This window comes from Mucilaginibacter sediminis (assembly GCF_051903035.1).
Taxonomy (GTDB): domain Bacteria; phylum Bacteroidota; class Bacteroidia; order Sphingobacteriales; family Sphingobacteriaceae; genus Mucilaginibacter.
This window is the reverse complement of sequence record NZ_CP170602.1, coordinates 2,212,768-2,237,768: the sequence shown is the minus strand read 5'-3', so window position 1 is coordinate 2,237,768 and position 25,001 is coordinate 2,212,768. Positions and strand designations below refer to the sequence as shown.

At 42.4% G+C, this 25,001-nt stretch carries 16 protein-coding genes; all 16 read left to right on the top strand.

The window, feature by feature from the left end; all coding sequences use genetic code 11:
- Positions 1-372: 372 nt before the first annotated feature.
- A complete protein-coding gene (locus ACFGVS_RS08750) occupies positions 373-2,394 on the top strand; it encodes a hypothetical protein (RefSeq protein WP_439698323.1) in 2,022 nt (673 codons plus the stop codon).
- A 22-nt stretch (positions 2,395-2,416) separates the two neighbouring features.
- Positions 2,417-2,548, top strand: a complete 132-nt coding sequence (locus ACFGVS_RS08745; protein WP_439698322.1) for a hypothetical protein — start codon at positions 2,417-2,419, stop codon at positions 2,546-2,548.
- 10 nt (positions 2,549-2,558) lie between these two features.
- Positions 2,559-4,319: an SGNH/GDSL hydrolase family protein gene (locus tag ACFGVS_RS08740; protein WP_439698321.1), complete on the top strand. Its 1,761-nt coding sequence runs from the start codon at positions 2,559-2,561 to the stop codon at positions 4,317-4,319.
- A gap of 348 nt (positions 4,320-4,667) precedes the next feature.
- Entirely contained in the window at positions 4,668-5,753 is a 1,086-nt protein-coding gene (locus ACFGVS_RS08735) for a substrate-binding domain-containing protein (protein ID WP_274212806.1), read from the top strand.
- 873 nt (positions 5,754-6,626) lie between these two features.
- Positions 6,627-7,772, top strand: coding sequence for a phosphotransferase enzyme family protein (locus ACFGVS_RS08730; protein ID WP_439698320.1), 1,146 nt, complete (start codon positions 6,627-6,629; stop codon positions 7,770-7,772).
- Positions 7,769-8,497 (top strand): carbohydrate-binding family 9-like protein, encoded by a 729-nt coding sequence (locus ACFGVS_RS08725; RefSeq protein ID WP_439698319.1) that lies wholly within the window; start codon positions 7,769-7,771, stop codon positions 8,495-8,497. The genes ACFGVS_RS08730 and ACFGVS_RS08725 overlap by 4 nt, the downstream gene beginning before the upstream one ends.
- Positions 8,460-10,208, top strand: a complete 1,749-nt coding sequence (locus ACFGVS_RS08720) for a glycoside hydrolase domain-containing protein (protein WP_439698318.1) — start codon at positions 8,460-8,462, stop codon at positions 10,206-10,208. Before ACFGVS_RS08725 ends, ACFGVS_RS08720 begins: the two co-directional genes overlap by 38 nt.
- 164 nt (positions 10,209-10,372) lie before the next feature.
- Entirely contained in the window at positions 10,373-10,960 is a 588-nt protein-coding gene (locus ACFGVS_RS08715) for an RNA polymerase sigma-70 factor (protein WP_439698317.1), read from the top strand.
- 151 nt (positions 10,961-11,111) lie between these two features.
- On the top strand, positions 11,112-12,290 hold the full coding sequence (locus ACFGVS_RS08710) for a FecR family protein (RefSeq protein ID WP_439698316.1): 1,179 nt from the start codon (positions 11,112-11,114) through the stop codon (positions 12,288-12,290).
- Between the two features lie 196 nt (positions 12,291-12,486).
- Entirely contained in the window at positions 12,487-15,837 is a 3,351-nt protein-coding gene (locus ACFGVS_RS08705; RefSeq protein WP_439698315.1) for a TonB-dependent receptor, read from the top strand.
- Positions 15,838-15,883: 46 nt separating this feature from the next.
- The gene (locus ACFGVS_RS08700; protein WP_439698314.1) at positions 15,884-17,719 is read left to right on the top strand and encodes a RagB/SusD family nutrient uptake outer membrane protein; all 1,836 of its coding nucleotides are present in this window, start codon (positions 15,884-15,886) and stop codon (positions 17,717-17,719) included.
- 95 nt (positions 17,720-17,814) lie between these two features.
- Positions 17,815-19,128 (top strand): IPT/TIG domain-containing protein, encoded by a 1,314-nt coding sequence (locus ACFGVS_RS08695; RefSeq protein ID WP_090651902.1) that lies wholly within the window; start codon positions 17,815-17,817, stop codon positions 19,126-19,128.
- Positions 19,129-19,358: 230 nt separating this feature from the next.
- Positions 19,359-20,909, top strand: coding sequence for a hypothetical protein (locus tag ACFGVS_RS08690; RefSeq protein ID WP_439698313.1), 1,551 nt, complete (start codon positions 19,359-19,361; stop codon positions 20,907-20,909).
- Positions 20,910-20,935: 26 nt separating this feature from the next.
- Positions 20,936-22,450, top strand: a complete 1,515-nt coding sequence (locus ACFGVS_RS08685; protein ID WP_439698312.1) for a right-handed parallel beta-helix repeat-containing protein — start codon at positions 20,936-20,938, stop codon at positions 22,448-22,450.
- Between the two features lie 158 nt (positions 22,451-22,608).
- Complete coding sequence (locus tag ACFGVS_RS08680) at positions 22,609-23,643, top strand: LacI family DNA-binding transcriptional regulator (RefSeq protein WP_439698311.1); 1,035 nt, start codon at positions 22,609-22,611, stop codon at positions 23,641-23,643.
- Positions 23,644-23,772: 129 nt separating this feature from the next.
- Positions 23,773-24,987: a glycoside hydrolase family 27 protein gene (locus ACFGVS_RS08675; RefSeq protein ID WP_439698310.1), complete on the top strand. Its 1,215-nt coding sequence runs from the start codon at positions 23,773-23,775 to the stop codon at positions 24,985-24,987.
- Positions 24,988-25,001: the final 14 nt, after the last annotated feature.

Below are 25,001 nucleotides of genomic sequence, written 5' to 3'. Positions count from 1 at the left end.
CAGGCACTATAAATTTATTTATTGTAATTGGTTTTTGCAATAGAGGGCAAAATTATTTTGCAAAATAACCCGCAGATTACCCATATTCGGTAAACTTAAACCTGTTGTTGGCAGATGGTTCGAGATTTCATCTTTTTTAACAACAATTCGCCATGCATTAACAGAGGGGGGATAATAATTTATTTACACACCATCCATACCCTAAAAATAGCGCAAACGATTGTTTTGACCATTAATAGATAATCTCCCGTTTTTTTCGTGATTCAAAGGGGGGAATATTCTGCAGCCTGTTTTTAATAGAAAAATTAAAATCTATATTTGTGTGCGCACACGCAAATTATTTTTTGTGTTTTTCCCTGTAAATTATCAAACATGCTAAAAAAACTATTGCTTTTAATTTGTATCGGCTCAGCAGGCGCTGCCAGGGGCCAGGATATCTTTCTTTCGGGTATAAAGCCGGGCAAAGCGCTGGTATCTTCCAACAAGGGGATATTAACTTTAAAAAACAACTGCTTATCTGTAAAATGGCTGGCCGATAAAAAGTCCGTTGCGATAAACGAATTTGTCGCGCAAAATAATAAGCAGATTACCTTAAAAGGCTCGCCCATGTTTGAGCTGGAACTTAAGGACGGCACGGTAATTAATTCTGCCGATTTTCAATTGAGCGCCCCTCCAAAAATCATGCTGACGAAAGGCAATCCCAAAGCGGTTAAACTTTCAGAAAAGGAAAACGGGGCAGCGGTTTTTGCCGAACTTTTGAACGTAAAATATGGTATCCGCGTAATGTGGGAAGCTATTTTAAAAGATAACTCCAATTATATCAGGCAAGCCTTTAATTTTCACAGCCTCAAGGATTCATTAAGGGTAGCTAAATTGAAACTCATAAAATTTCCGGCGGAAGCGGGTATTAAGCCATCGGGTGTTGTTGATGGCTCGCCGATAGTATGTGGTAATTACTTTTTTGCATCTGAAAGCCCTATAAGTAAATACAAGGCCGATAACGGCTGGTTTGGCAGCTATATTGAACGCCAGGAGCCAGCCCTGGATTTAACAGGTTCTACCGTTTGGGGCGTTGCACCGCAAGGCCAGCTTCGCCGGGGATTTTTGTATTACCTGGAGCGGGAGCGTGTTGTTCCATACAGGCAGATGCTTCATTATAACTCCTGGTATGATATTTCATGGGCCGATCGTAAACTGACCGAAGCAGGTTGCCTTGACCGTATTAAAACCTTTGGCGATAGCCTTACAGTAAAGCGCCACCTTAACCTAAACGCGTTTTTATTTGATGATGGCTGGGACGATAATCAAACATTATGGCAAATCAGTAAAACGAATTTTCCGGCAGGTTTTGATAATATGAAAACGATGGCCAATAAATACAATGCATCGCTGGGAGTTTGGATGTCGCCATGGGGCGGATACGAGCAGGCAAAAGAGCAAAGGCTGGAATATGGCAGGAAACAAAACCCTCCGTTTGAAACCAATTCGCATGGGTTCTCACTTTCGGGCGCCGTTTATTCCGGCAGGTTTAAGGATGCGGCCGCTAATTTTGTTACCAAATATGGTGTCTCGATGTTTAAATTCGATGGTGTAGGAGCGGGAGACCAATCAACAGGCGCTACGCCTGAATATCAAACGGATATGGAATCGCTCCTAAACCTGGTATCATCGCTCCGTAAAGTAAAGTCAGATCTTTATTTCAGCATGACCATAGGTACATGGCCGTCGCCCTTTTGGCTTAAATATGGCGATGTAATTTGGCGAAACGGCTGGGATACCAATACACAGGGGCAGGGGGGTACCAGGCAGCAATGGCTTAATTATCGCGATGGCGAAGTATATAAAAATATTGTACAGCGTGCGCCGCTATATCCTATAAGCGCTTTAATGTATCATGGCGTTTGTATTGCCGATAATGGCCCACCTGCCAAATTTGATATAAACGATAAAGATATTGCCGACGAGATCTGGTCGTTTTTTGGATCGGGAACAAGTTTACAGGAGTTGTATATTAATCCGCATAAATTAAATACTGCTAACTGGGATTGCCTTGCCAAAGCGATAAAATGGTCGCGGGAAAATGCCGATATCATGCCCGATACACATTGGGTAGGCGGCGACCCGGCCAGGGGCGATGTTTACGGATTTGCGGCCTGGTCGCCCAAAAAAGCTATTCTTACTCTAAGAAACCCTTCAGATAAAGCAAAAACATTTGAGGTTAACGCGGGTAAAGTTTTTGAATTGCCTTTAAATAGTAAATACAGTTATCTTTTTTATAACGCCAGGCTAAACAGCAACCAGGCAATAAATCCTTTATTTAAAGGAGGGATGTTTACCGTTACGCTTCAACCATTTGAAGTATTGGTATTAAACGCCACACCTGCGCTGCAATAAGTCAGTTTTTAACTTTGTGTTTATGCAAATTGACATAGTTGCAGGCGTTATGGAAAGTTGGGATGTGTGTGCGCATACACTCAAGTCTGCCTGTAAATACAGCCGCCGGATAGACCCTGAATACGACTTGTTTTATACCCACGAGTACCTTTAAACAACCTGAAATGAACCGTATAGTAACCTTATTGATCTTTTGCTTTTTCAATACAGCATCCTTTTGCCAAACCTCGGCAAGCTATAAATGGCTCGACCCGGCTACCGCCGGCTTCCCGGTTATTGAGGGGCAGGCATGGCCGGCAGAAACTGCAAATACCTACGACAGGTTCCCGGCACGTGCCGAAAAAAGCCTTAACCCCAATGTGTGGAACATATCGCACAGTAGTGCGGGTTTGTATATCAAGTTTAAAACAGATGCGCCAAACCTGGTTATCCGTTATAAAGTAAAGGGCGATTTAGCCATGTCGCACATGCCGGCCACCGGGGTAAGCGGCGTTGACCTGTATGCGCTGGACCCTAACGGGAAATGGTGCCTGGCCCCCGGTAGTTTTACTTTTAAAGACACCATCACTTATCGCTTTTCAAACATACAGGTAAGCAAAACCTTTCCGGGCAGAAGCTATGAGTACAGGCTTTTTTTGCCGCTATACAATTCAGTATCCTGGCTTCAGGTAGGTGTGCCGGTCGGCAATACACTTAATTTTATGTCTTTATCTAAAGAAAAGCCGGTGCTGGTATATGGTACATCCATTGCCCAGGGTGCCTGTGCATCAAGGCCAGGTTTGGCATGGACCGCCCTATTACAGCGCGCGCTTGACCGCCCGCTCATAAATCTCGGTTTTTCCGGGTCGGGTCGGCTCGAAAAATCAGTGATCGACCTGATGGCCGAGGTGGACGCAAAAATTTATGTGCTTGATTGCATGCCCAATTTAATCAGCTTTCCCGACCAGGAGATTGAAATACGTTTATCGGCATCGATACAAGGCTTGCAAGAGAAGCATCCGCTAACGCCTATACTGCTTGTGGAGCATAGCGAGGGTAATGTAGATGGCCTGTTGGATACGGGCAGAAATACCGATTATAACCGGGTAAATAAAGTGCTTAACCAAACTTACTCCAGGCTGGTTGCCGCCGGAGCAAAAAACATTTATTTGTTAACCAATAAGGAAATTGCTTTTGATATTAATTCAACGGTTGATGGCGTGCACCCTAATGATGCCGGGATGCAAAAATATGCCGATGCTTATGAAAAAGCCATCCGGGCGATTATTAATGAGCCGGTGGGCCCATATTCAACAACCGCGCCGGTTGTGCAGAGCCGGGATGGCTATTACGATTGGCGAAACAGGCATAATGAGATATTAACGCTTGTTAAAACCGATGCGCCGAAAATTGTATTCCTCGGTAATTCCATCCTGAATTACTGGGGCGGAACGCCAAAGGCGCCTTTGGCAAGGGGGGCCGCATCATGGGACAAATACCTGCAGCCATTAGGTGTAATAAACTTTGGCTTTGGCTGGGACCAGGTAGAAAATGTGTTATGGAGAGTATATCACGGGGAATTAGATGGTTTTAAAGCTGATAAGGTGATGATTATGATAGGCACCAATAACCTTTCAATTAACAACGACCAGGAGATAATTGAAGGATTAAGATTATTGGTACAGGCTGTAAAAGTACGCCAACCCCAAACCCAAATTCTTTTATCAGGCCTGTTGCCACGAAGGGCGCTGGAAAAAAGGGTAGGGGCGCTTAATAAAGCTGTTGCTGAGTTGGCCGCGCAAACCGGTGTGCGTTTTATTAACCCGGGAAAGATATTCCTTAATAATGCCGGGAATATTGATGAGTCCCTTTTTGGCGATGGCCTGCATCCTAACGAGGTGGGGTATCAAAAACTGGCAGTTGCTTTGGTTTCTTACCTTAAATAAAAAAGGCTGTTATGCTGAGCTGTAAAATTTGCAAAGTTCTGAGGGGGAATGACATACAAAAATAAAAGACTGTTATGCTGAGGAACGAAGCATCTATTCGCCAACTTTTCTATCGGTCATGCACAGCTGACAGATCCTTCGTACCTCAGGATGACAGGGAAATGGGATATGTCATAGATAGTGGTAAAATTTCGCGAAACAACGAAGGTGGAATGACATACAAAAATAAAAGACCGTCATGCTGAGGTATAAAACGTCCAACACATCTCCCCGGCAAAATTATAACAGGATAATGTGATAAAACTATATTAAATTACCTTTGCTATCTTTTTTATACAAAAGGCCAATATGAAGAATAAAATTGTACGCATTAAAGATATTGCCGAAAAAGCGAAAGTTTCTACAGGTACAGTTGACCGCGTATTACACAAGCGGGGGCGGGTATCAAAAAAAGTGGAGGAAAAGGTATTAAAAATCATCGAAGAGATGGATTATGAGCCCAATTTGATGGCAAGGGCCTTGGGTTCTAATAAAATATACCAGATTGCTGCCTTAATACCCGATCATAAAACCGACTCCTATTGGTACGCCCCAAAAGCCGGAATTGAAAAGGCCGAGAAAGACCTGAAACAATATGGCATCGTTGTTCAGCAATATATTTTTAATCCGTACGATGTAGAGTCATTTATTACCCAAGCCAATCAGCTAACCAAAGATAATCCGGATGGTATCATTCTGTCCCCGATATTTTACCGGGAAACCCTGCCGTTTTTTGAGAAATGGAAAGCGGCCGAAATACCATTTGTATTGTTTAATACCCAAATTGCCGAGTGCGAGCCCATAAGTTATATTGGCCAGGACTCATACCAAAGCGGTTTTTTGGCTGGTAAGCTCATTCAATACGGGCAACCCGATCCCTGTTCAATCCTGATTGCCCATATTGACGAAGAGATAAGTAACGCCGCCCACCTTTTGAAAAAAGAACAGGGCTTCCGTAATTACTTTGCCCAAAATAACCTGGAGCACCAGTATAAAATTTTAAGGATTGAGTTAAACCGGTCGAACCCGGCGTTGTTTATAACGCAGTTGGATGACGTTATTGATAGCACGCCCGATATTGCCAGTATTTTTGTAACAACATCTAAGGCGCATGAAATTGCCAGGCATTTGGAGCAACGCCATATAAAGCATATCAAAATAATAGGATATGATTTGATGCCCGCCAATTTGCATTTTTTGAATAAAGGAGCAATCAGTTTTTTAATTAACCAAAACCCAAAGGGCCAGGGTTACTGGGGCATTTACCAGCTAACCGATCATCTTGTATTTAAAAAGGAAGTCCCCATCATCAAATATCTTCCGCTGGATATAGTGACGAAAGAAAATATGAATTACTATGTAGATGATGAGGATACTGTTTATCTGAATATTTAAGAATCTGATGTAATTTTTCTGTCATCCTGAGTGGTAAAATTTTGCGAAATTCTGAAGGAAGAATGACGTATATCGCATGTCGGCGAGTCGACTCACCCCGACGAGGCTGCGCCCGTCTGCCCCTCTCTCCGACTGCGTCGCATAGAGGGGCAATAAAACCAAAATCGAACTTCACCCTCTTTGCGGCTTTAGCCGGAGAGAGGGTCGGCCAGCGCAGCGTAGCCGGGGTGAGTCGTGGTCTGCGTTTAAGTGAATGTTTATGTAAAACCAAACAGCTCATGGATAGGCACAAAGCAATTGCGAACTGTCCAGATTCGCTTTGCATCCTTGCGATTGCCGCGCTATCGCTCGTATTATAGGTTGTGGGCATCTAAAGCCAACAAGTCATCCCCATTTTTTCCAGGACCACCCTTCTTTATACCCGCAATCATGCGTGGATATGCGCTTCATTAGAAGTATGAAAACATTAATCGGCCAAATTTAACTTCCAATCCTTAATAACATCCCGCATATCTTCTGTATCATTTATCATGTTGTAAATTATTTTAAATAAAATTAACAAAAATGTGTGCGAACACGCAAATATTTTTATATTTGTATTTGGCTATACTTTAGTAGTTTAATGTGTGCGCATACTACTGCCTGTAAAGTCATTTATTTTACGCATGTCGCGGCTATCTGCCGATAGTTGTTGTACGCAATTTTTATTCCCTGTTCTCATTTGGCTGCGGTGCTCCCGATGCCATAGTTGTTAATTTTAACAACGTTTAGCAGGCACAAACAAACACATCCCGGTTGTTTTACCAGGCCGGGTTCAATAAAAATGAAGCTGTAGCGCGTTTACGCGATATAGGATTTGAAGATTAATTTAAAATGAACAACGAAGAAAAAAAGGCTTATAACATTTTTGAAATAGCATCTAATTTTTGCATCGAGGGAAATATCGAAACTATTGTTCCGCATGGATCTGGCCACATTAACGATACCTTTTATTTGAAGAATACCAACGTTGCATTGCCTGGCTACCTGCTTCAGCGTATCAATCATCATGTATTTGAAAACGTGCCCGCCCTGATGGCAAATGTTCAGCTGGTAACCGGTCACCTCAAAAAAAAGCTGGCCCTTGTAGCAGGGTCAAACCCCGATAAGGAGGTGCTTACCATTGTTTTGGCAAAAGACGGGCAATGCTTTTTTTGCGACGCGGAAGGAAATTACTGGAGAATGTATTGTTTTTTGAAAGATACCAAAAGTTACGACCTGGTATTAACCGAACAGCAAGCCTATGAAGGGGGCAAGGCATTTGGTAAATTCCAGTTACTGCTGGCAGATTTGGATGCCGGGTTAATTTATGAAACTATAAAAGGTTTTCATGACATTACCATGCGGCTTGATAGTTTAAATAAAATAGTATTGGCCGACCCGGAAAACAGGGTTAAAGATGTGTTGCCCGAACTTACATTTGTGATGGAAAGGTCGCAGGAGATGGTTACGATTATCAATTTAGGAAAAGAAGGCAAATTGCCCCTGCGTATTATACACAACGACACCAAATTTAATAACATATTGCTTGATGCAAATGACCACGGGCAGTGTGTAATAGATTTGGATACCGTGATGCCAGGCTATGTAGCGTATGATTTTGGCGATGCTATCCGCACCATTATCAATACCGCATCCGAAGATGAGGAAGACCTTACCAAAATCGACCTTAGCATTCCGTTGTTTACAGCTTACGCGCAAGGATATTTTGAAAGTGCCGGCGGTTTTTTAACAGGTACGGAAGTTAAATCGCTTTCGATGGGGGTTTTGTTAATCCCTTACATGCAGGGCGTGCGTTTCCTGACGGATTATATAGCGGGCGATGTTTATTACAAAACGCATTTTGCCGGCCATAATTTGCAGCGTACCAGGGCGCAGTTTCAATTGCTCAGAAAGCTGGAAGAAAAATATGACCTTTTAGACCAGGTAATTCAAAACGTAGCAGAAACATCCAGACAATTAGCATCCGAAACTAAATGAAAGAACTCACCGTACCATTTTTGAGGGATGTAAGCAGAAGTAGCCCTATAGCCCACTTATCTTTTTTGTTAGATAGTTATCAAACTAACACTATTGGAATGGTTCCGTGGCCGCGTTACGGATATAAACCTGATGTTAATTTCACGATAGCCTATGGAAGCGACTGCATTTTTATAAAGTATTACGTAACCGAAAAAACGGTGAGGGCGGTTTACAGCCAACCTAACCAGCCCGTTTATAAAGATAGCTGCGTAGAATTTTTTGTGGCCTTTGGCGACGAAAAGGAATATTACAATTTTGAGTTTAACTGTGCCGGTACTTGTTTGGTGGGTTTTGGGGCAAACCGGGAAAATCGCAAATTATTACCGGAACCCGTTATCAGGATGATAAGGCACCATGCACAATTAAAAGTGGTGAACAACCAGGGCGAAGGCAATATAGCCTGGGAACTTACCCTGATGATCCCGCTGGAAGCATTTTATTACCATTCGCTTGAATCAGTAGACGGGTGGCAATGCAGGGCCAATTTTTACAAATGCGGCGATGACCTGCCCGACCCCCATTTTTTGACCTGGAACCATATTAAATCAGCCGATCCTGACTTTCACCTGCCTGAATTTTTTGGTAAAATTAAATTCGGGAAGCAACAGGGATATTTAGCCACTTCAAAGCAAAAACAACGTAAGCATGAAACTGAAAATTACTGTACTGCTGCTATTATATAGCGCCCTTGTTTCGGCGCAATCAAAAACCGGCGGGTACTACCAGGAACTCCCGGATGCTAAACCGGTTCAGCAACAAAGCTGGAGTGGGTTGAAACCGGGTATTTATGTAAGTTTTGCTTCTGCCGATATCCGTTACGATAAACGTGATGCGCCTGCTATATCGCCCTTGCAAACCCACTGGCAGGCCAAAGCATGGAAAGGCGAAAAAGTACATACCCAATTCCTGGTGTGGGTTACCCGTAACTTGCAACAGCTGAGTTTTGAATGGAGCAAGCTTGATGATGGTAAAGGGCATCAAATTCCGGTAAAAAATATCAGTGCCAACTTTGTACGTTACGTGATGGCCGATGGCCTGAATGAGGAAGGCGGGGGCTGCGGTATCAAGGCCGGTCATGATTCATCATTGGTTGAGGATGTAATTGATAACGTAAAATACCTGCCGGCTGCTAAAAATACTACCCGGCCTGTTTGGCTAAGCATTAAAGTTCCGGGCAATGCGGTTGAAGGTACTTATAGCGGCTACGTGAAAGTTAAAGAAGGAAAAAGCAAGTATCCCGCGATTTTGCATTATACCATACAAGTACTTAACCATACGCTGCCCGAACCAAAGAACTGGAAATTCCACCTTGACCTTTGGCAAAATCCCTATTCGGTTTCGCGCGTGTACGGTGTAAAACCCTGGTCTGAGCAGCATTTCGATGCTATGCGCCCTTATATGAAAATGCTGGCTGATGCCGGCCAAAAATCAATCACTACCACACTTATCCACGATCCCTGGAACAGCCAAACCTACGATATCTATGGATCGATGATCAAATGGACCCGGAACAAAAATGGCTCGTGGACATATGACTATACGGTTTTTGATAAATGGGTAAGTTTTATGATGACATTGGGGATTGATAAGTTTATCAACTGTTATAGCATGATCCCCTGGAATTTAAAATTCTATTATCACGACGAAGCACTGGGGAAAGACACCGCCATTATAGCCAAACCCGGTACGCCGGAATATGATACCCACTGGCGCCCCATGCTTACCGATTTTGCCAGGCACCTTAAACAAAAAGGGTGGTTTGGCAAAACCACTATCGCTATGGACGAAAGATCGATGGCCGATATGCAAAAGGCGATAGCATTAATCAAAAGCGCCGATAAGGATTTTAAGATTTCACTGGCCGGTAACTACCATCCCGAAATTGAGAACGATTTAGCAGATTACAGTGTGGCCTCAAACCAGGTAATAGATAACTCTACCATGCTTGCACGTAAAAAAGCGGGGCTTAACACTACTTATTATACCTGCTGTACAGAAGGGCATCCCAATACATTTACCTTTTCTGCACCCGCCGAATCTGTTTGGCTGGCATGGTATGCAGCCTATAAGGGATATGACGGGTACCTGAGGTGGGCCTACAATTGCTGGACGAAGGATGCTTTGCGCGATACGCGATTTGGGTCATGGTCATCGGGGGATGCCTATTTGGTTTACCCGGGCCTGCGGTCGTCTATCCGCTTTGAACGGTTGATTGAAGGCATCCAGGATTACGAAAAAATTAATGTGCTTAAAGGTGAGTTTACAAAGGGCAACCAACAAGACAAACTACATCAGCTTAAAAAACTATTGAGCGGTTTTGATATCAGCGAGCTGAAGGGAAAGCGTGCGGATGAAGTTTTGGATGTTGCGCAAAGGAGTTTAAATAACTTGTAAGTTTTTAGTTTAAAAATGATTTTTTTTAACTTTTTCTACAACTTTTTGATGAGGAGTTAAACAAAATGCTGGTTTCGGTGCCAATACAAAAAGGTACTATTTTAATATTTAAAACGATAAAAACACTTTCTTAAAGTTGCCAAATTTAAAATTTCACATGCGGAATGAATTGCGTTGAGACCCATATATTGACAGATGAGCGGCTTATAGCCTTGATCCGGGAGAATGATCTTACGGCATTTGAACACATCTATAATAAATATTGGTCAAAACTCTACTTATCGGCATACAATATTCTCAGGGACAGACAGGTATCTGAGGATGTTACACAGGAGGTGTTGGTAAACCTGTGGTTGAAACGGGCCAGCCTTCAGCTTAACTCTTTAAACGCTTATTTATATACATCTGTCAGGTACCAGGTGTTTAATGTTATCCGCTCCGGCAAAGTAAGGGCAGATCTTTTTAATCACCTCGAAGAACTTTTTAGCAATAACGGCGGCGAGGATCTCCTGTCTGAAAAAGATATTAACCGCTTGCTGGATCAGGGCGTTGCCGAATTGCCCGAAAAGTGCCGGCAAATATTTATCATGAGCCGTAAGGAGCATTTATCAACCAAACAAATTGCCGAACGGCTTGGGATAGCGCCAAAAACCGTTGAAAATCAACTAACTGTAGCTTTGGGCCGTTTACGTAAAACACTGGGCGATTTTGTTTGCATAGCCGCCGTTATGTTATGCATACGGTGGTTTTGATCCTTTTTTGCAGATTTTGTCCAGACTCTTTTCTTAACATTCTCCCTTAATAAATTCCCAAAACTTCATGATTTGTTAATGATATAGAAATATTTGAAATTTCTTTGGGGGTACCTGCTGTGTTAGGGTACTTACATATAATTAACGCCAAATGGAAAAAGAAATACTGCTGAACTTAATAAATAAATACCTTTCAAACCAGGCAACGGCCGAAGAGGAAGAACTATTGTTAAGCTATTACAGCACACTCCAAAAAAATGAGTTGAAATGGGATGAGCTTGAAATGGGTGATGAAAATACAGCCAGGGTTGAGCTTTACAGTAAAGTATTATCAGAGATAAAAGCGCGCGAATCTTCATCAAAAAAGGTTTTTTTTATGAGGAGGTGGTTTATAGCAGCATCCGTAACCTTGTTACTGGGTGTTTCCGCTTCATTGTTCTTTTATTTAAAAAATGACAATTCTTTTTTATCAACTAAAAACAAAACACAGCCAATTAAAAACACTATTGCCCCCGGAGGCAATAAAGCCTTATTAACTTTAGCTAACGGTTCGAAAATTATTTTAGATGATGCCGCCACCGGCGAATTGGCCAAACAATCCGGCGTAAAAGTAGCCAAAGCGGCTAATGGCCAATTGGTTTACACTGTCGAAAATACATCATCCAATTCAGCCACATCTGGCCCAATAGCCTACAACACCATCGAAACGCCAAAGGGCGGGCAGTACCAGGTTGATTTACCGGATGGTTCAAAAGTTTGGCTAAATGCAGGTTCTTCGCTAAAGTACCCAACAAATTTTAATGGTAACATCCGCAGTGTTGAATTAGCAGGCGAGGCTTATTTTGAAGTTGCTAAAAACGCTAAAAAACCATTCAGGGTTGTAAGTAACAACCAGGTGGTTGAAGTTTTAGGTACGCATTTTAACATCAGTTCGTACATCGATGACACTTCGGTTAAAACTACCTTATTAGAAGGTTCTGTTAAGGTATTATCCACCAAATCAAACCAATCAAAATTGCTGAAACCGGGCGAGCAATCTAATATCAATTACTCAAATAGCTCATTATCTGTGCAACAGGTAAATACAGAAGAGGTTGTGGCCTGGAAAAACGGTTATTTCCTTTTTGTTGATGAAGACCTGAAAAGCATTATGAGCAAGTTTGCACGCTGGTATAATGTTGATGTAGAGTACGCCGCCAATGTAGATAATTTAAGATTTGGGGGGATGGTTTCCCGATCAAGGGACTTAGCCCAGGCTTTGAAAATTATTGAACAGACAGGAAATATTAAAACTAAAATTGAAGGAAGGAGAGTTATCATTATGCCGTGATAATTACCCCCACATTAAGGTAACCTAAAAATAAGCCGGAAGTGCTCGAACACTCCCGACTAAAAAGTTAGGGCTTACCATGAAACTAAATTCGTAGTCCAATTACACCTTAAACCCAAACAAGTTCAAATGTATGAAATGTTATGAAATAAGTTTATGCAGGGTCCCCTGTATAAAAAATAAAGCTTTGTTGATTATGAAACTATCCATCATACTGTTGGTAGCAACCATACTTCAGGCAAGTGCTTCAGGTTACGCGCAAAAAATTACGTTATCAGAAAAAAACGCCCCATTAGAAAAAGTTCTTAAAGAAATTAGGGAACAATGCGGATATGATTTTTTCTATAATTCAAAATTGATTAAGCAGGCTAACCCGGTAAGTATTAGTGTTCTGAATACCGAATTAGAGGAAGTATTAAAACTGACATTTAAAGGTCAGCCGTTTATTTATAGTATAAGCGAGCAAACAATTATTGTTAAACCTAAACCTTCTGAAACGCCGTCTCAGTCAACACCCGTTATAAAAGTTTCGGGTGTTGTTACCGATTCAAAGGGGCTTACTTTGCCAGGTGCAAGCGTGCGTATTAAGGGTACCGGCAAAGGTGTAGTAACTAATAGCGAGGGCCGGTTTACTATCGATGCCGATGTTAATAACGTGCTTGTTATTTCATTTGCCGGTTTTATAACTAAAGAAATTACGGTTACCGGGGCAACATCATCCCTTACTGTTCAATTACTTGACGATACCAAGGGCATAAATGAAGTTGTGGTTGTAGGTTATGGTAAACAAAAAAAGCTGACCATAACAGGGGCTGTAACAACAGTGAGCGTTGCCGATGTGACTACTCCAAACCGCTCACTATCTAACGCGTTGGCGGGTAAAGTTGCCGGGGTTATATCTATGCAGCGAAGCGGAGAGCCCGGCTACGATAACGCATCATTTACCATCAGGGGTATAGGTACTTTTACAGGTAATTCAAACCCGCTTATTATTATAGATGGTGTGCAGCGCGATGATGTAAACAGCACCTATGGAGGAGCTTATAACAACATCGATCCTGAGGATATTCAAAGTATTTCTTTGTTAAAAGATGCTTCGTCAACGGCTGTTTATGGTGCCAAAGGTGCCAACGGCGTTTTGATTATTACTACCAAAAGAGGTGTTGCAGGTAAGCCTAAAATTTCCTTAAAAAGCGAAATGAGCATGTCGGGCCTCACTAAAACGCCAAAAATGCTGGACGCTGTATCATGGATGAGGCTGCACAACGAGGCAACTACAAATGACGGTAACTTGCCTGCCTATTCTGAAGAAACTATTCAAAAAACGGCAAGCGGCTTAGACCCATACCTGTACCCTAATGTTAACTGGATAAAATCTGTTTATAAGGATTGGGCCCCAGGCTATAATACCAACCTGAATGTGAGCGGTGGTGCATCAGCTGTAAGGTATTATGTTTCTGCTTCTTTTTATGATCAGGACGGGAGTTATAAAGTTACCAAGCAAAATGGCTACAACCCCAATCTTAACTTTAAAAGGTACGATTTCCGATCAAATCTTGATATTGATTTAAGTAAAACCACCTTATTGTCGATGAACCTGGATGCGATGCTGGTGAGCAGCCGTTATCCCGGCTTATCGGCATCAAGTATCTGGTATGAATCGTATTTAACACCGCCTAATGCATTCCCGATACAATATCCGGGGGGCATATGGGCTGGTCCGTTTAACAACGGAGGTTCAAACCCGGTAAATGATATTCAAAACTCAGGCTATTCCAGCGAGTTTCGTCCTACCATCCAGTCTGTTTTTTCTATTAACCAAAAATTGGATGCTGTTACAGACGGGTTAAGCGCTATGGCCAGGTTTTCGTTCGATTCTTATAGCGAAAATGATAATGGCCGGACCGGCACCAATGACCTCTTTTTAGCCACGTCAAGAGATCCGCAGGGTAATCTGGTATTTGGCCAGTCGCGGTACGGAAGCCAGTTTTTGGGGTATACACAATCGTCATCTGCCGAAAAAACCATGTACCTGGAAACAAATTTAAATTACGACCGGGCTTTTGGTAAACACCATGTCGGCGCATTGTTTTTATATAACATGAGGTCGCGGGTGGTTAGTTCGGCCGGGAGCGTTATTGGCTCTATTCCTTATAATAACCAGGGCCTGGCGGGCAGGGTAACTTATGCATACGCCGACAGATATTTGCTGGAGTTTGATGCCGGTTATACAGGTTCAGAAAATTTTGAAGCAGGTAAAAAATTCGGCTTTTTCCCCTCCGTTTCAGGCGGCTGGGTAATTTCAAGAGAGCCTTTTTTTAAGGGGCTTTCAAAGACATTTAATTTACTTAAAATAAGAGGCTCACATGGCCTTGTGGGTAACGATCAGATTGGCTCTGCCTATGGCATCACCAGGTTCCCCTACATCAATCAATATGGCAGCGGCGGATCGGTGGGTTTAGGATTAAACGGAACTGTATATGGCGGCACTACCGAAACCGTAATTGGGGTAGAGAACCTTACGTGGGAGAAGGCAACCAAAGATAATATCGGGTTAGAAATAGGGCTGTTTAACAAACTGAACATTACAATTGACGCTTATAAAGAAAGAAGGACCAATATCCTTGTTCAACGCAGTTCACTGTCGGGAATATTGGGTGTAAGCGGGGCCGTATTTGCCAATTTGGGCGAAATGAACAACCATGGTATTGAAGGCAACGTTGAATATAACGACAATATAGGTAAAGTATCCCTTCGTCTGTATGGTAACTTTACTTATAACAATAATAAAATTGTACAAAAAGACGAACCTAAACAGCTGTACGCTTATCAGCAGTCAACAGGGCGCAAGTATGGCGATAATTTGATGTACGTTGCCGAAGGGTTGTTTACATCCCAGGAAGATGTTGATAAAAGCCCGGGTCAGTTTGGAGCAATTTTAAGGCCTGGCGATATTAAATATAAAGACGTAAATAACGATGGTGTAATAAATAGCTTTGATAAGGTATACACCGGTAAATCTGATATACCTACTATATTATACGGCGCCGGCTTTACGGTTGGTTATAAAAAGTTCGATCTCTCGCTCTTCTTCCAGGGAACCTCCAATGTAATTATAATGGCCAATGGTTCGGCCATAACCGGCGCAGGTGCCGGTGGTGCGGGTATTGTGCCGTTTACGGGTATGGGTACATATCCATCAGGTATGCTTGCTAATCTTGAAAGCAGGTGGACAGTTGAAAACCCCAGTCAAAATGTAGATTATCCACGATTAGGTATTTCCAACCAAAATAGTAACAACTATCAGCCAAGTACATGGTGGTCTAAAGATGCGAGTTTTGTCCGTTTAAAACAGGCAACATTAGGTTATACGCTTAGTCCACAGTTTCTTACAAATGCGGGTGTTAACTCGATTTACCTTTATTTAACAGGCCAAAACCTGTTAACATTCTCCAAATTTAAACTTTGGGACCCCGAACTCGGCTCTAATGGCGCGGGCTATCCACCGGTAAGAATACTTGCTTTTGGATTAAGGGCTGCGTTTTAGAAATAATGGATTTAAATCAATTTTAAAAGTATTTAAAGTTTTTCCAATGAAAAAAAATATACTAATTATGGCGGTTGGGGTATGGTTCCTGAGTGCCAGTTTATCGTCCTGTAATTATCTCAATAAAAAACCCGATAACCTGCTGACATCTGATCTGATTTGGAGCACCCGGGCCAATGCCGAATCGTACCTGTACAATATATATGGATATATTGTTGAGACTGATGGAGGCGATTTTAGTGCCATGGGAGCAAGTGATGAATCATCTGTATCTATCCCGGGTACAAATGTACGGCAGATGGTTGCGGGCAACTGGAGTCCGGTAAATGCTTATTTTGACAACTGGGATAACTATTACAGGGGAATACGGTCGTCATTTATTTTTGAAGCTAATATTGACAGGGTCCCGCTGAGCCAGTTAAGCGTAACGTTAAAAAATCAATATAAAGCAGAGTCCCGTTTTTTACGCGGTTGGTTTTACTGGCAGCTGATAAAACAATACGGACCGGTTGTAAAAGTAACTGAGGCAATAAGCTTAAATGATGACTTCAATAAATACCCAAGATCATCTTTTGATGAATGTAAGGATTATGTTAACCAATTGATGGACCAGGCCGCGGCGGGCTTACCTGCCGAATGGGGCACAACCAGTAACTATGGCCGGCCAACAAAAGGCAGCTGCCTTGCGGTAAAAGCACAAATTGCTTTGCTGGCAGCCAGTCCGTTATGGAATGGTAACTCGGCCTTTGCTTCTTTTAAAAACCAGGATGGTAAGCAGCTGGCTCCAACAGCATATGACGCTAATAAATGGAAAGTAGCTGCGGATGCCGCCAAAGCCGTAATTGACCTTGGCTCCTATAAATTGTTTACCAATCTTGACAATGGCGGAACTGTGTTTGATCCTTACCTGTCGGTAAGAGATCTATTCATTACCAACTGGAACAGCGAAATTATATTTTCGAGAAATTCATGGAATTACGCGGGATATACAAAATGCGTAACACCGGGAGCCGGAGGTTATAGTATGTATAACGCTACCCAAAACATTGTGGATGCATTTTACATGAATAACGGCAGAACCATTGACGACCCACAGTCTGGGTACGTTGCAAGCAATTTTGTGCAAAGTAATGGCGCAAAGTATTGGGAACACAAGAAGGGGCAGTGGAATATGTACGCCAATCGTGAACCACGGTTTTACGCGTACATTCAATATAACGGCCGCCCGGTATTACCTGCACCAACTGTTGACGATAAAAACTATTATTCCTCAACCGAAAATATTGATGGAACAGGCCGTGCCGAGTTTTATTATAACGGCAAGGCAGGTGCAAAGGCAAGCGGTGCCAGTAATAATATCACCGGGTATGACGTGTTGAAAAATGTAAGCCCTGCCGATAATATAAGGCAGTGGACTGCCAATTACCGCCCTTTTATACTCCTAAGGTATGCCGAAATTTTGCTGGATTATGTTGAGGCTTTAAATGAGTACGATCCGGCTAATCAAAATATTGTGATTTACCTTGACCAGATCAGGAGCAGAGCCGGTTTGCCCGGTATAGAAACTGTTTACCCAGGTGCTATAGGAAACAAAGATTTGATGCGCAAATACATTTTGAGGGAAAGGCAGGTAGAGTTGTGCTTTGAAAGCGACAGATACTATACCTTGATAAGAAGGCTATCATTGGGTGCCGACGAAAACCAAACCATTTATGGATTAAATGTAAATACCGACGATCAGGGCCAGGGATTTTCGTTTGGAGCTTTTTATAACAAAACGCTTTTCCAAAAAAGAGTATGGAACAATAAAATGTACCTGTTCCCAATTTCCCAGTACCAGTTAGACCGCGATAGGGCATTAGTACAAAATCCCGGTTGGTAAATGTGTGTTTTTATTTGCCCAAAAGGCAATAAAAGGTGTATAAAAAAATAAATAATTAAAGAGTAATTATTCAAATGAAGACATTCATAAACATAATGGCAAAAAGTATAAATCAATACTTACTTGCCGGCGGGGTTTTTATAATGCTGGCTTTTATAAGTTGTAAAAAAGATAAAGCTCCCGCGCATAATGCCAATTCGCCAATTAGCATCAATAGCTTTATCCCGGCGCAGGGCGGCGGCGGCACAGAAGTATTGATTAATGGTACAAATTTTTCAACAGACACTTCGCAAATTGCTGTTACCCTGAATGGTGTAAAGCTGAAGATTATTGGCGCCAATACCACACAAATGATGGTAGTAGTACCCAAAAAAGCGGGCAGCGGACCTATTGTTGTAACTATAGGTAAAGGAACCGCTACAAGCACAACTAACTTTACTTATCAATACACCAGGACTGTAACTACCCTGGCCGGATCGGGTAAAGCCGGTTTTGCCAATGGCCAGGGAGCGGATGCCCAGTTTGATTTTAATGGCCAGGGCTGGTACAGGAGTTGTGGCGTAGCTGTTGACGATAACCTGAACGTTTATGTTGCCGATCCTGGGAATCACTGTATCCGGAAAATTGATACCGGCGGAAACGTTACAACGCTGGCCGGTAATCCGGGAGTTTCTGGTTATTCTGATGGAAAAGGCACAGCCGCAACTTTTTCTTTGCCTTATGATGTGGCTGTTGATGCCCAGGGCAACGTATATTCTGTCGATCCCGGGAATTGGGACATCCGTAAAATATCTCCCGACGGTACAGCTACTACCTGGGCCTGGGGAAACCAATCGCCCTGGAGTGTGGCTGTTGATAAAACTACCGGCTATGTTTATTATTCAAGCTGCTCCAGCCCGGGAAACATTTACCAGGTATCGGCTCAATGGACTGCTAAAGAAGTTATATCAGGCCTCAATTATCCCGCAGGCATCAAATTTGATAAAACCGGTAATCTATACGTATCAATGAACGGAGATCACGTTATTAAAAAGTATACCGCCGGCACCTGGCAAGGCAGTATCATTGCCGGGCAGCAGGGGAGTGCCGGGTATGTGAACGGAGGACCGGCAGTATCAAAGTTTTCGTTGCCATGGGGCATTGCTGTTGATAATAATAACAATGTATATGTGGCAGGTAACGGGACCGTTTATGGCGATATCAGCCATCCGGACCAAAGTATCCGCTATATACAGGCAGGTACGTTTGATGTAAGCACCTTTGCCGGAAGCAGCACAGCAGGTTATACCGATGCAATTGGGGGCTTTGCACTTTTTAGTGCGCCAACAGGTGTCGCTGTCGACAAAAACGGAACAGTGTATGTGCTGGATAAAAATAATAACAGAATAAGGAAAATAGTTTCAGAATAATGCAATCCGCAGGCTGAATAGTTTCCCGAATCAATACTGTAAATCTTTGATCATCTGTTTCCGACAAGCACTCCTTTTATTATTCGGAAGGTCATTTGAGTAGTAGTTTATGATTGTTTGGTTTGTATAGTGCCCCGTAGCAGACACCTAACTGCTGCAGGGGCTATACTTTACAGCTTTATTTATCAGGAAGCAAAAAGCAACACACATTTCTTAATTAAAAAACCGCAATGAAATTTTGTATCAATATTTTGTTAGTATCTGTTTTGGCTGTACAAACGCTGGCTTGCAGTAAAAAAACTGCCGGCAACAATGTAGTACCCTTGAGCAGTACTCACGTTTATTACGTATCAGCTAATGGTTCCGATGCTAATGCAGGCACAATTAGTTCGCCTTTTCAAACCATCAATACTGCATTAAGCCGTGCCGTGCCTGGTGATACAGTTATGGTTAGGGGGGGCACTTATTACGATAAAGTGGTGTTTCCGAAATCGGGAATAATGAATAAGGTAATTACGGTAAAGGCGTATCCCGGAGAAAAACCTGTAATAGACGGAAGCAAAATAATAGTTTCGGGCTGGATGTCATTAATTACCCTAAGCAATGTAAAGTATATATCATTGGAGGGTTTCGATATCTGCAATTTTACAAGTGCGACTTTTAATACTGATCCGGAGGGGATAGCCATTAACGGCGAGTCGCGCGACATCACCATCAAAAACTGCAATATCTATAACATAAAAAGCAATGCGTCATTAGCCGATTGGCGAAGCGCCCATGCTATACTGGTAATAGGTAACGGAACTGCGGCTATTACCAACCTGGTTATTACCGGGTGTACCGTACATGATACACAAACCGGTACAAGCGAAAACGTAACGTTGGCGGGTAATATAGACGGCTTTGTTTTTAGCCATAACAAAGTATACGATACGGAAAACATAGGGATAATTATTGCCGGTGGCGATAACCTTAATAAAAATGGGGCAGTTGCTACCAATTATGCCCGTAACGGGGTAATAAGCGATAATGAGTTTCACGATAACTCCATGATCAAAACGCCGGAAATTTGGGGCCCCGACAGGTATGGCGCCATATCAATTTACGTTTGCGGCGGTGCTAACACCATTATAGAGCGGAATAAAGTATATAACAGTGATCGCGGGATAGGGTTGGTAAGCGAAAGCAATGTATATGCCACCAAAACCACCATTGTGCGAAACAACTTTGTATACGACTGCTATCGTACAGGCATATACATGGGCGATTATTTAAACTATACATCCGGCGGAACTAAAGACTGCTATGTAGTAAATAACACGCTGTATCAAAATGATCGTGTTGTGGGCGCATTTGGCGAGATTGAAGGCGAGATAAGGCTCACGGAACATTGCGACAACAACGTAATAAAAAACAATATTGTGTATGCAAGGCCGGTTGATGTGTTTATTCACAAGTACACTTCAACAGGGAGCAACAATATAATTGATAACAATTTATACTTTACCACGGGCACACCACAATGGATCTGGAATAGTACCAACGGTACGCCATATACCGATTTTAATGCGTGGAAGACCGCCACCGGCAGCGATGCCAGTTCAATAAACGGCGCCAACCCGTTATTACAGAGTACTTCGCTGCCTGATTTGCATATACAGTCATCATCCCCTGCAAAAAATTCGGGCCAGGTAATTTCAGCCGATATCAACGGGACGACAGATATTGATGGCAATACGCGGATTGTGAACAACAAAATAAGCAAGGGGGCGCAGCAGTAAAGGTTTTTAATTTAAAACGAACGGCAATGAAACGTAATATCAATATTTTTTTAATGCTTGGCTTTGCAGCGCAGGTATTTGGTTGCAGTAAAAAAAACGGCGCAGCAGTAGTAACACCTTCTGGCAATACTCATGTTTATTATGTATCTGCCAACGGATTAGAATCGAATAAGGGAACGATTGATGCGCCTTTTCAGACCATTAATAACGCGCTAAGCCATACCATCCCCGGCGATACAGTAATTGTAAGAAGTGGAACGTATAGTGAAAAAGTGGTATTCCCCAAGTCGGGAGTAATGGATAAGTATATTACATTGAAAGCCTACCGTGGCGAGAAACCGGTTATTGACGGCAGCGCTTTTAGCGTTAACGGCCGCGAGGCGCTGGTAACCATTGATAAAGCTAAGTTTATTGTGGTTGATGGATTTGAAATACGCAATTTTAAAACATCTACCGGCGATCCTAAAGCCATTATAGTTGAGGGGGGCTCTGATTATATTACCGTAAAAAACAACACCATATACGGTATTGATTATACCCAGCTTCCACTTAATGGGGGAGGCAATGCCATTTTAATTATCGGGAACACATCCGATCCGGTAACAAATATTACCGTTACCGGTAACACCATACACGATTGTAAAACCGGCTATGGCGAAAACCTGACTGTCAACGGGTATGTTGACGGGTTCGCCATTACAAACAATACCATCTATAACGCGCAAAACATTGGTATTGATGCTGCCGGCGGTTACGCTGCCAATGCCGACCCTGCACTTAATTATGCTCGAAACGGGGTCATCAGCGGTAACACCCTGTATAATATTGAAAGCAAAAGAGGGCCGCTTGGCGGGCATGGCGCTATAGGTATTTATGTAGATGGCGGCAGAAACGTGGTAGTAGAAAAGAACAGGGTATCTGTTACAGATAGGGGGATTGGTGCAGTAAGCGAAACAAATGGATTTCCTACTGATCACGTTACCATAAGGAACAACCTGGTATACAACTGTTGGTGCTCGGGTATTTACATGGGGGGGTATTTGAATTATACCGGCGCGGGCACAAGTAACTCATTCATTGTAAATAACACCTTATACAATAATAATCAGGCATTGGGTGCTTTTGGTGAAATAGAAGGAGAAATTAGTATCAGGGAAGATTGCACCAATAATGTGATTAAGAACAATGTTATTTATGGAGGTGCATCAGATATGTTTGTTCATAAGTACACGGCTAAAGGATCCGGAAACGTTATTGATTACAATCTGTATTATACCACGGGTGCCGCACAGTGGACCTGGAACGGCGTATCCTACACCGATTACAATGCCTGGAAGGCCGCCAGTGGCGGAGATGCTAATTCTACAACTGGTGCCGATCCTTTATTCATAAATACATCCGGCCTCAATCTTCGTTTGCAATCATCTTCTACTGCAAAAAATAGCGGGCAGGTTATATCAGATGTTGTTAATGGTAATACTGATTTTGATGGCAACGCGCGTATTGTTAATCAGCAAATAAGCAAAGGTGCTTATCAATAACCATTAGTTGTATATGCAGGTTACGCATACGGCTTTGGTTTTGCAATTATAGAACAACACACGGGTGACGTTAACCCTTTAATTATTTGACTTCAACGATTTTTTTGGACTAAGACTAATAGATAATAAATACCAATTGTTTTAATCTCGTTTATCAAATGGAAAAGATCCCGACAATTAAAGAGATAGCTAAACGCTTAAAAGTAAATGCATCAACGGTATCCCGGGCCCTTCATGGGCATCCCAGTATTGGCCTGGTAACAACCATGAGGGTTAATAAGGTAGCAAACGAATTAAATTATGAGCGTAATCAAACCGCGGTTTTTTTTAAGCAACGAAAAACATTCACTATCGGTGTTATTCTTCCTGATTTTTCTGATGCTTTTTTTTCTTTGGCTCTTAGCGGCATTGAAGATTATGCGAGTAAAAAAAACTACAATGTTTTTATCGGGCAGTCATTAGAAAACCCCGATAAAGAAAAAGGAATCCTGCAAACTATGAGGAATCACCGGTTAGATGGCATCATTATATCTATAAGTAAAAATACTACCGATTATGAAGTGTTTGACCAATTGAAAAAATATAATATCCCCATCGTATTTGTTGATCGTATACCCGACATGGAAGATATACATTATTCGGCTTGTAACCTCCAATCGGGAATGTTACAGGCCATTGAGTGTTTAATAGCCAAAGGGCACCGCAATATTGGGTTAATTAATGGCCCATGGCAGTTAGCAGCAAGTAAAGAACGTTTGGAGGCTTATCAAAAAGGGCTTAGCGATCATCAAATTGACATAAAGCCAGAGTTTGTTGTGTATTCAGACCTATCGCGTGAGCGAAATCAGCAGGCCATGGACGAGCTGATTTCATTGGCGGATAGGCCCACAGCCGTCATCACTTTTAACGATTATGTGGCCCGGGATGCAATGGGGCAGGTGAAAATACACAATTTGGTAGTCAATCGCGATATCAGCTTTATTAGTTTTGCCAATTCGCCTATCTGGAGTTTTACGGATAATTCGCCGCTCGCATCTATCGAACAGTTCCCTAAAGAGCAAGGCGTAAAAGCTGCAGAAATACTTTTCAAGTTAATTGACGACCGTGCTAAAGAAACTCCATCAATCCCTGGCTTTCACCGGGTTGTATTTGATTCAAGCATGGTTATACATGCGGTTAACAGCTTGATGTAAATACAGGTGATTATTCCCGGTTGAAAGCCATTTATTCAGCTGTATAAGTCGGCCTGATAAATTATTCATTATGCGCTTAACCCGACAGGTAGTGCATTACATTACCCTTCCCTTAATAATTACACCACTATGGTAAAATCATTTTTATATACTGCGATTATAATTTTATTGAACGTTAATAACCTGTTTGCTCAAAAATTTGAGAAACTGGCGCAAACGCCGCCTATGGGTTTTAACACCTGGAATACGTTTCAAACCAATATTAATGAGCAAATGCTTGAAAATATGGTTGATAATTTTGTTTCATCGGGTATGAAGGATGCCGGCTACCAATATTTTGTATTGGACGACGGATGGATGGCCATGCAAAGAGATAATAATGGCAGCCTTGTTGCCGATCCCGCGAAGTTTCCTGGAGGCATAAAAAAGCTGGTAGATTATGTGCACGCCAAGGGCTTAAAATTTGGTATATACAATTGTGCAGGTACGCTAACCTGCGGCGGCTACCCCGGCACCCGTGGATATGAGTACCAGGATGCCCGCTTGTATGCCTCGTGGGGTGTTGACTACTTGAAGTTTGATTGGTGCAATACAGACAGCCTGAATGCGCACGAGGCCTATACTACCATGAGCAAGGCTATCAAAATTGCCGGCCGGCCAATGGTATTTAGCTTATGCGAATGGGGTAACCATAAACCCTGGCTATGGGCCAAAAACGTAGGTCATTTATGGCGCACCACAGGCGACATAGGTGCCGGTTTCGGGCGTTTGGTAAACAAGGGTACGTGGAATGCCTTAGGGGTTACCGGAATCCTTGATCAGCAGGAGGGCCTCAGAAAATATGCGGGGCCAGGGCATTGGAACGATTTAGATATGCTGGAAGTAGGTAACGGCATGTCTTATAACGAAGATAAGGCGCATTTTTCGTTATGGTGTATGCTGGCAGCACCATTGATGGCCGGTAATGATCTGCGTAAAATGACTGACCAAACTAAATCCATACTCACAAATAAGGATGTAATTGCTGTAGATCAGGATGCTTTGGGGATTGAGGGGTTTAGGTATTCGGCAGTTGACGGGTTGGAGATATGGATAAAGCCTTTAGCCAATAACCAACTGGCGGTTTGTTTTTTTAACAGATCGGCCAAGGAACAAACCATCGCTTATAACTGGAAAGATCATCCGGTAAAAGATGATCTTTCGGGAATCAATATTGATTTTAATACAACGGCTTACAAGATATACGACTTGTGGTTAAAGAAAATTTTAGGTAACACCAAACGGGCATTAAAAACAACTATCGGAATACACGATGTGGTGATGGTTAAATTAACGAAGTTGTAACCATTTCATAATCA

Bases quoted from the DNA above. Each gene is read 5' to 3' on its own strand.
- ACFGVS_RS08715 (WP_439698317.1), top strand. From the start codon at position 10,373: ATGAATTGCGTTGAGACCCATATATTGACAGATGAGCGGCTTATAGCC.
- ACFGVS_RS08675 (WP_439698310.1), top strand. From the start codon at position 23,773: ATGGTAAAATCATTTTTATATACTGCGATTATAATTTTATTGAACGTT.
- ACFGVS_RS08680 (WP_439698311.1), top strand. From the start codon at position 22,609: ATGGAAAAGATCCCGACAATTAAAGAGATAGCTAAACGCTTAAAAGTA.
- ACFGVS_RS08690 (WP_439698313.1), top strand. From the start codon at position 19,359: ATGAAATTTTGTATCAATATTTTGTTAGTATCTGTTTTGGCTGTACAA.
- ACFGVS_RS08705 (WP_439698315.1), top strand. From the start codon at position 12,487: ATGAAACTATCCATCATACTGTTGGTAGCAACCATACTTCAGGCAAGT.
- ACFGVS_RS08735 (WP_274212806.1), top strand. From the start codon at position 4,668: ATGAAGAATAAAATTGTACGCATTAAAGATATTGCCGAAAAAGCGAAA.
- ACFGVS_RS08725 (WP_439698319.1), top strand. From the start codon at position 7,769: ATGAAAGAACTCACCGTACCATTTTTGAGGGATGTAAGCAGAAGTAGC.
- ACFGVS_RS08710 (WP_439698316.1), top strand. From the start codon at position 11,112: ATGGAAAAAGAAATACTGCTGAACTTAATAAATAAATACCTTTCAAAC.
- ACFGVS_RS08720 (WP_439698318.1), top strand. From the start codon at position 8,460: ATGAAACTGAAAATTACTGTACTGCTGCTATTATATAGCGCCCTTGTT.
- ACFGVS_RS08730 (WP_439698320.1), top strand. From the start codon at position 6,627: ATGAACAACGAAGAAAAAAAGGCTTATAACATTTTTGAAATAGCATCT.
- ACFGVS_RS08740 (WP_439698321.1), top strand. From the start codon at position 2,559: ATGAACCGTATAGTAACCTTATTGATCTTTTGCTTTTTCAATACAGCA.
- ACFGVS_RS08750 (WP_439698323.1), top strand. From the start codon at position 373: ATGCTAAAAAAACTATTGCTTTTAATTTGTATCGGCTCAGCAGGCGCT.
- ACFGVS_RS08745 (WP_439698322.1), top strand. From the start codon at position 2,417: ATGCAAATTGACATAGTTGCAGGCGTTATGGAAAGTTGGGATGTGTGT.
- ACFGVS_RS08700 (WP_439698314.1), top strand. From the start codon at position 15,884: ATGAAAAAAAATATACTAATTATGGCGGTTGGGGTATGGTTCCTGAGT.
- ACFGVS_RS08685 (WP_439698312.1), top strand. From the start codon at position 20,936: ATGAAACGTAATATCAATATTTTTTTAATGCTTGGCTTTGCAGCGCAG.
- ACFGVS_RS08695 (WP_090651902.1), top strand. From the start codon at position 17,815: ATGGCAAAAAGTATAAATCAATACTTACTTGCCGGCGGGGTTTTTATA.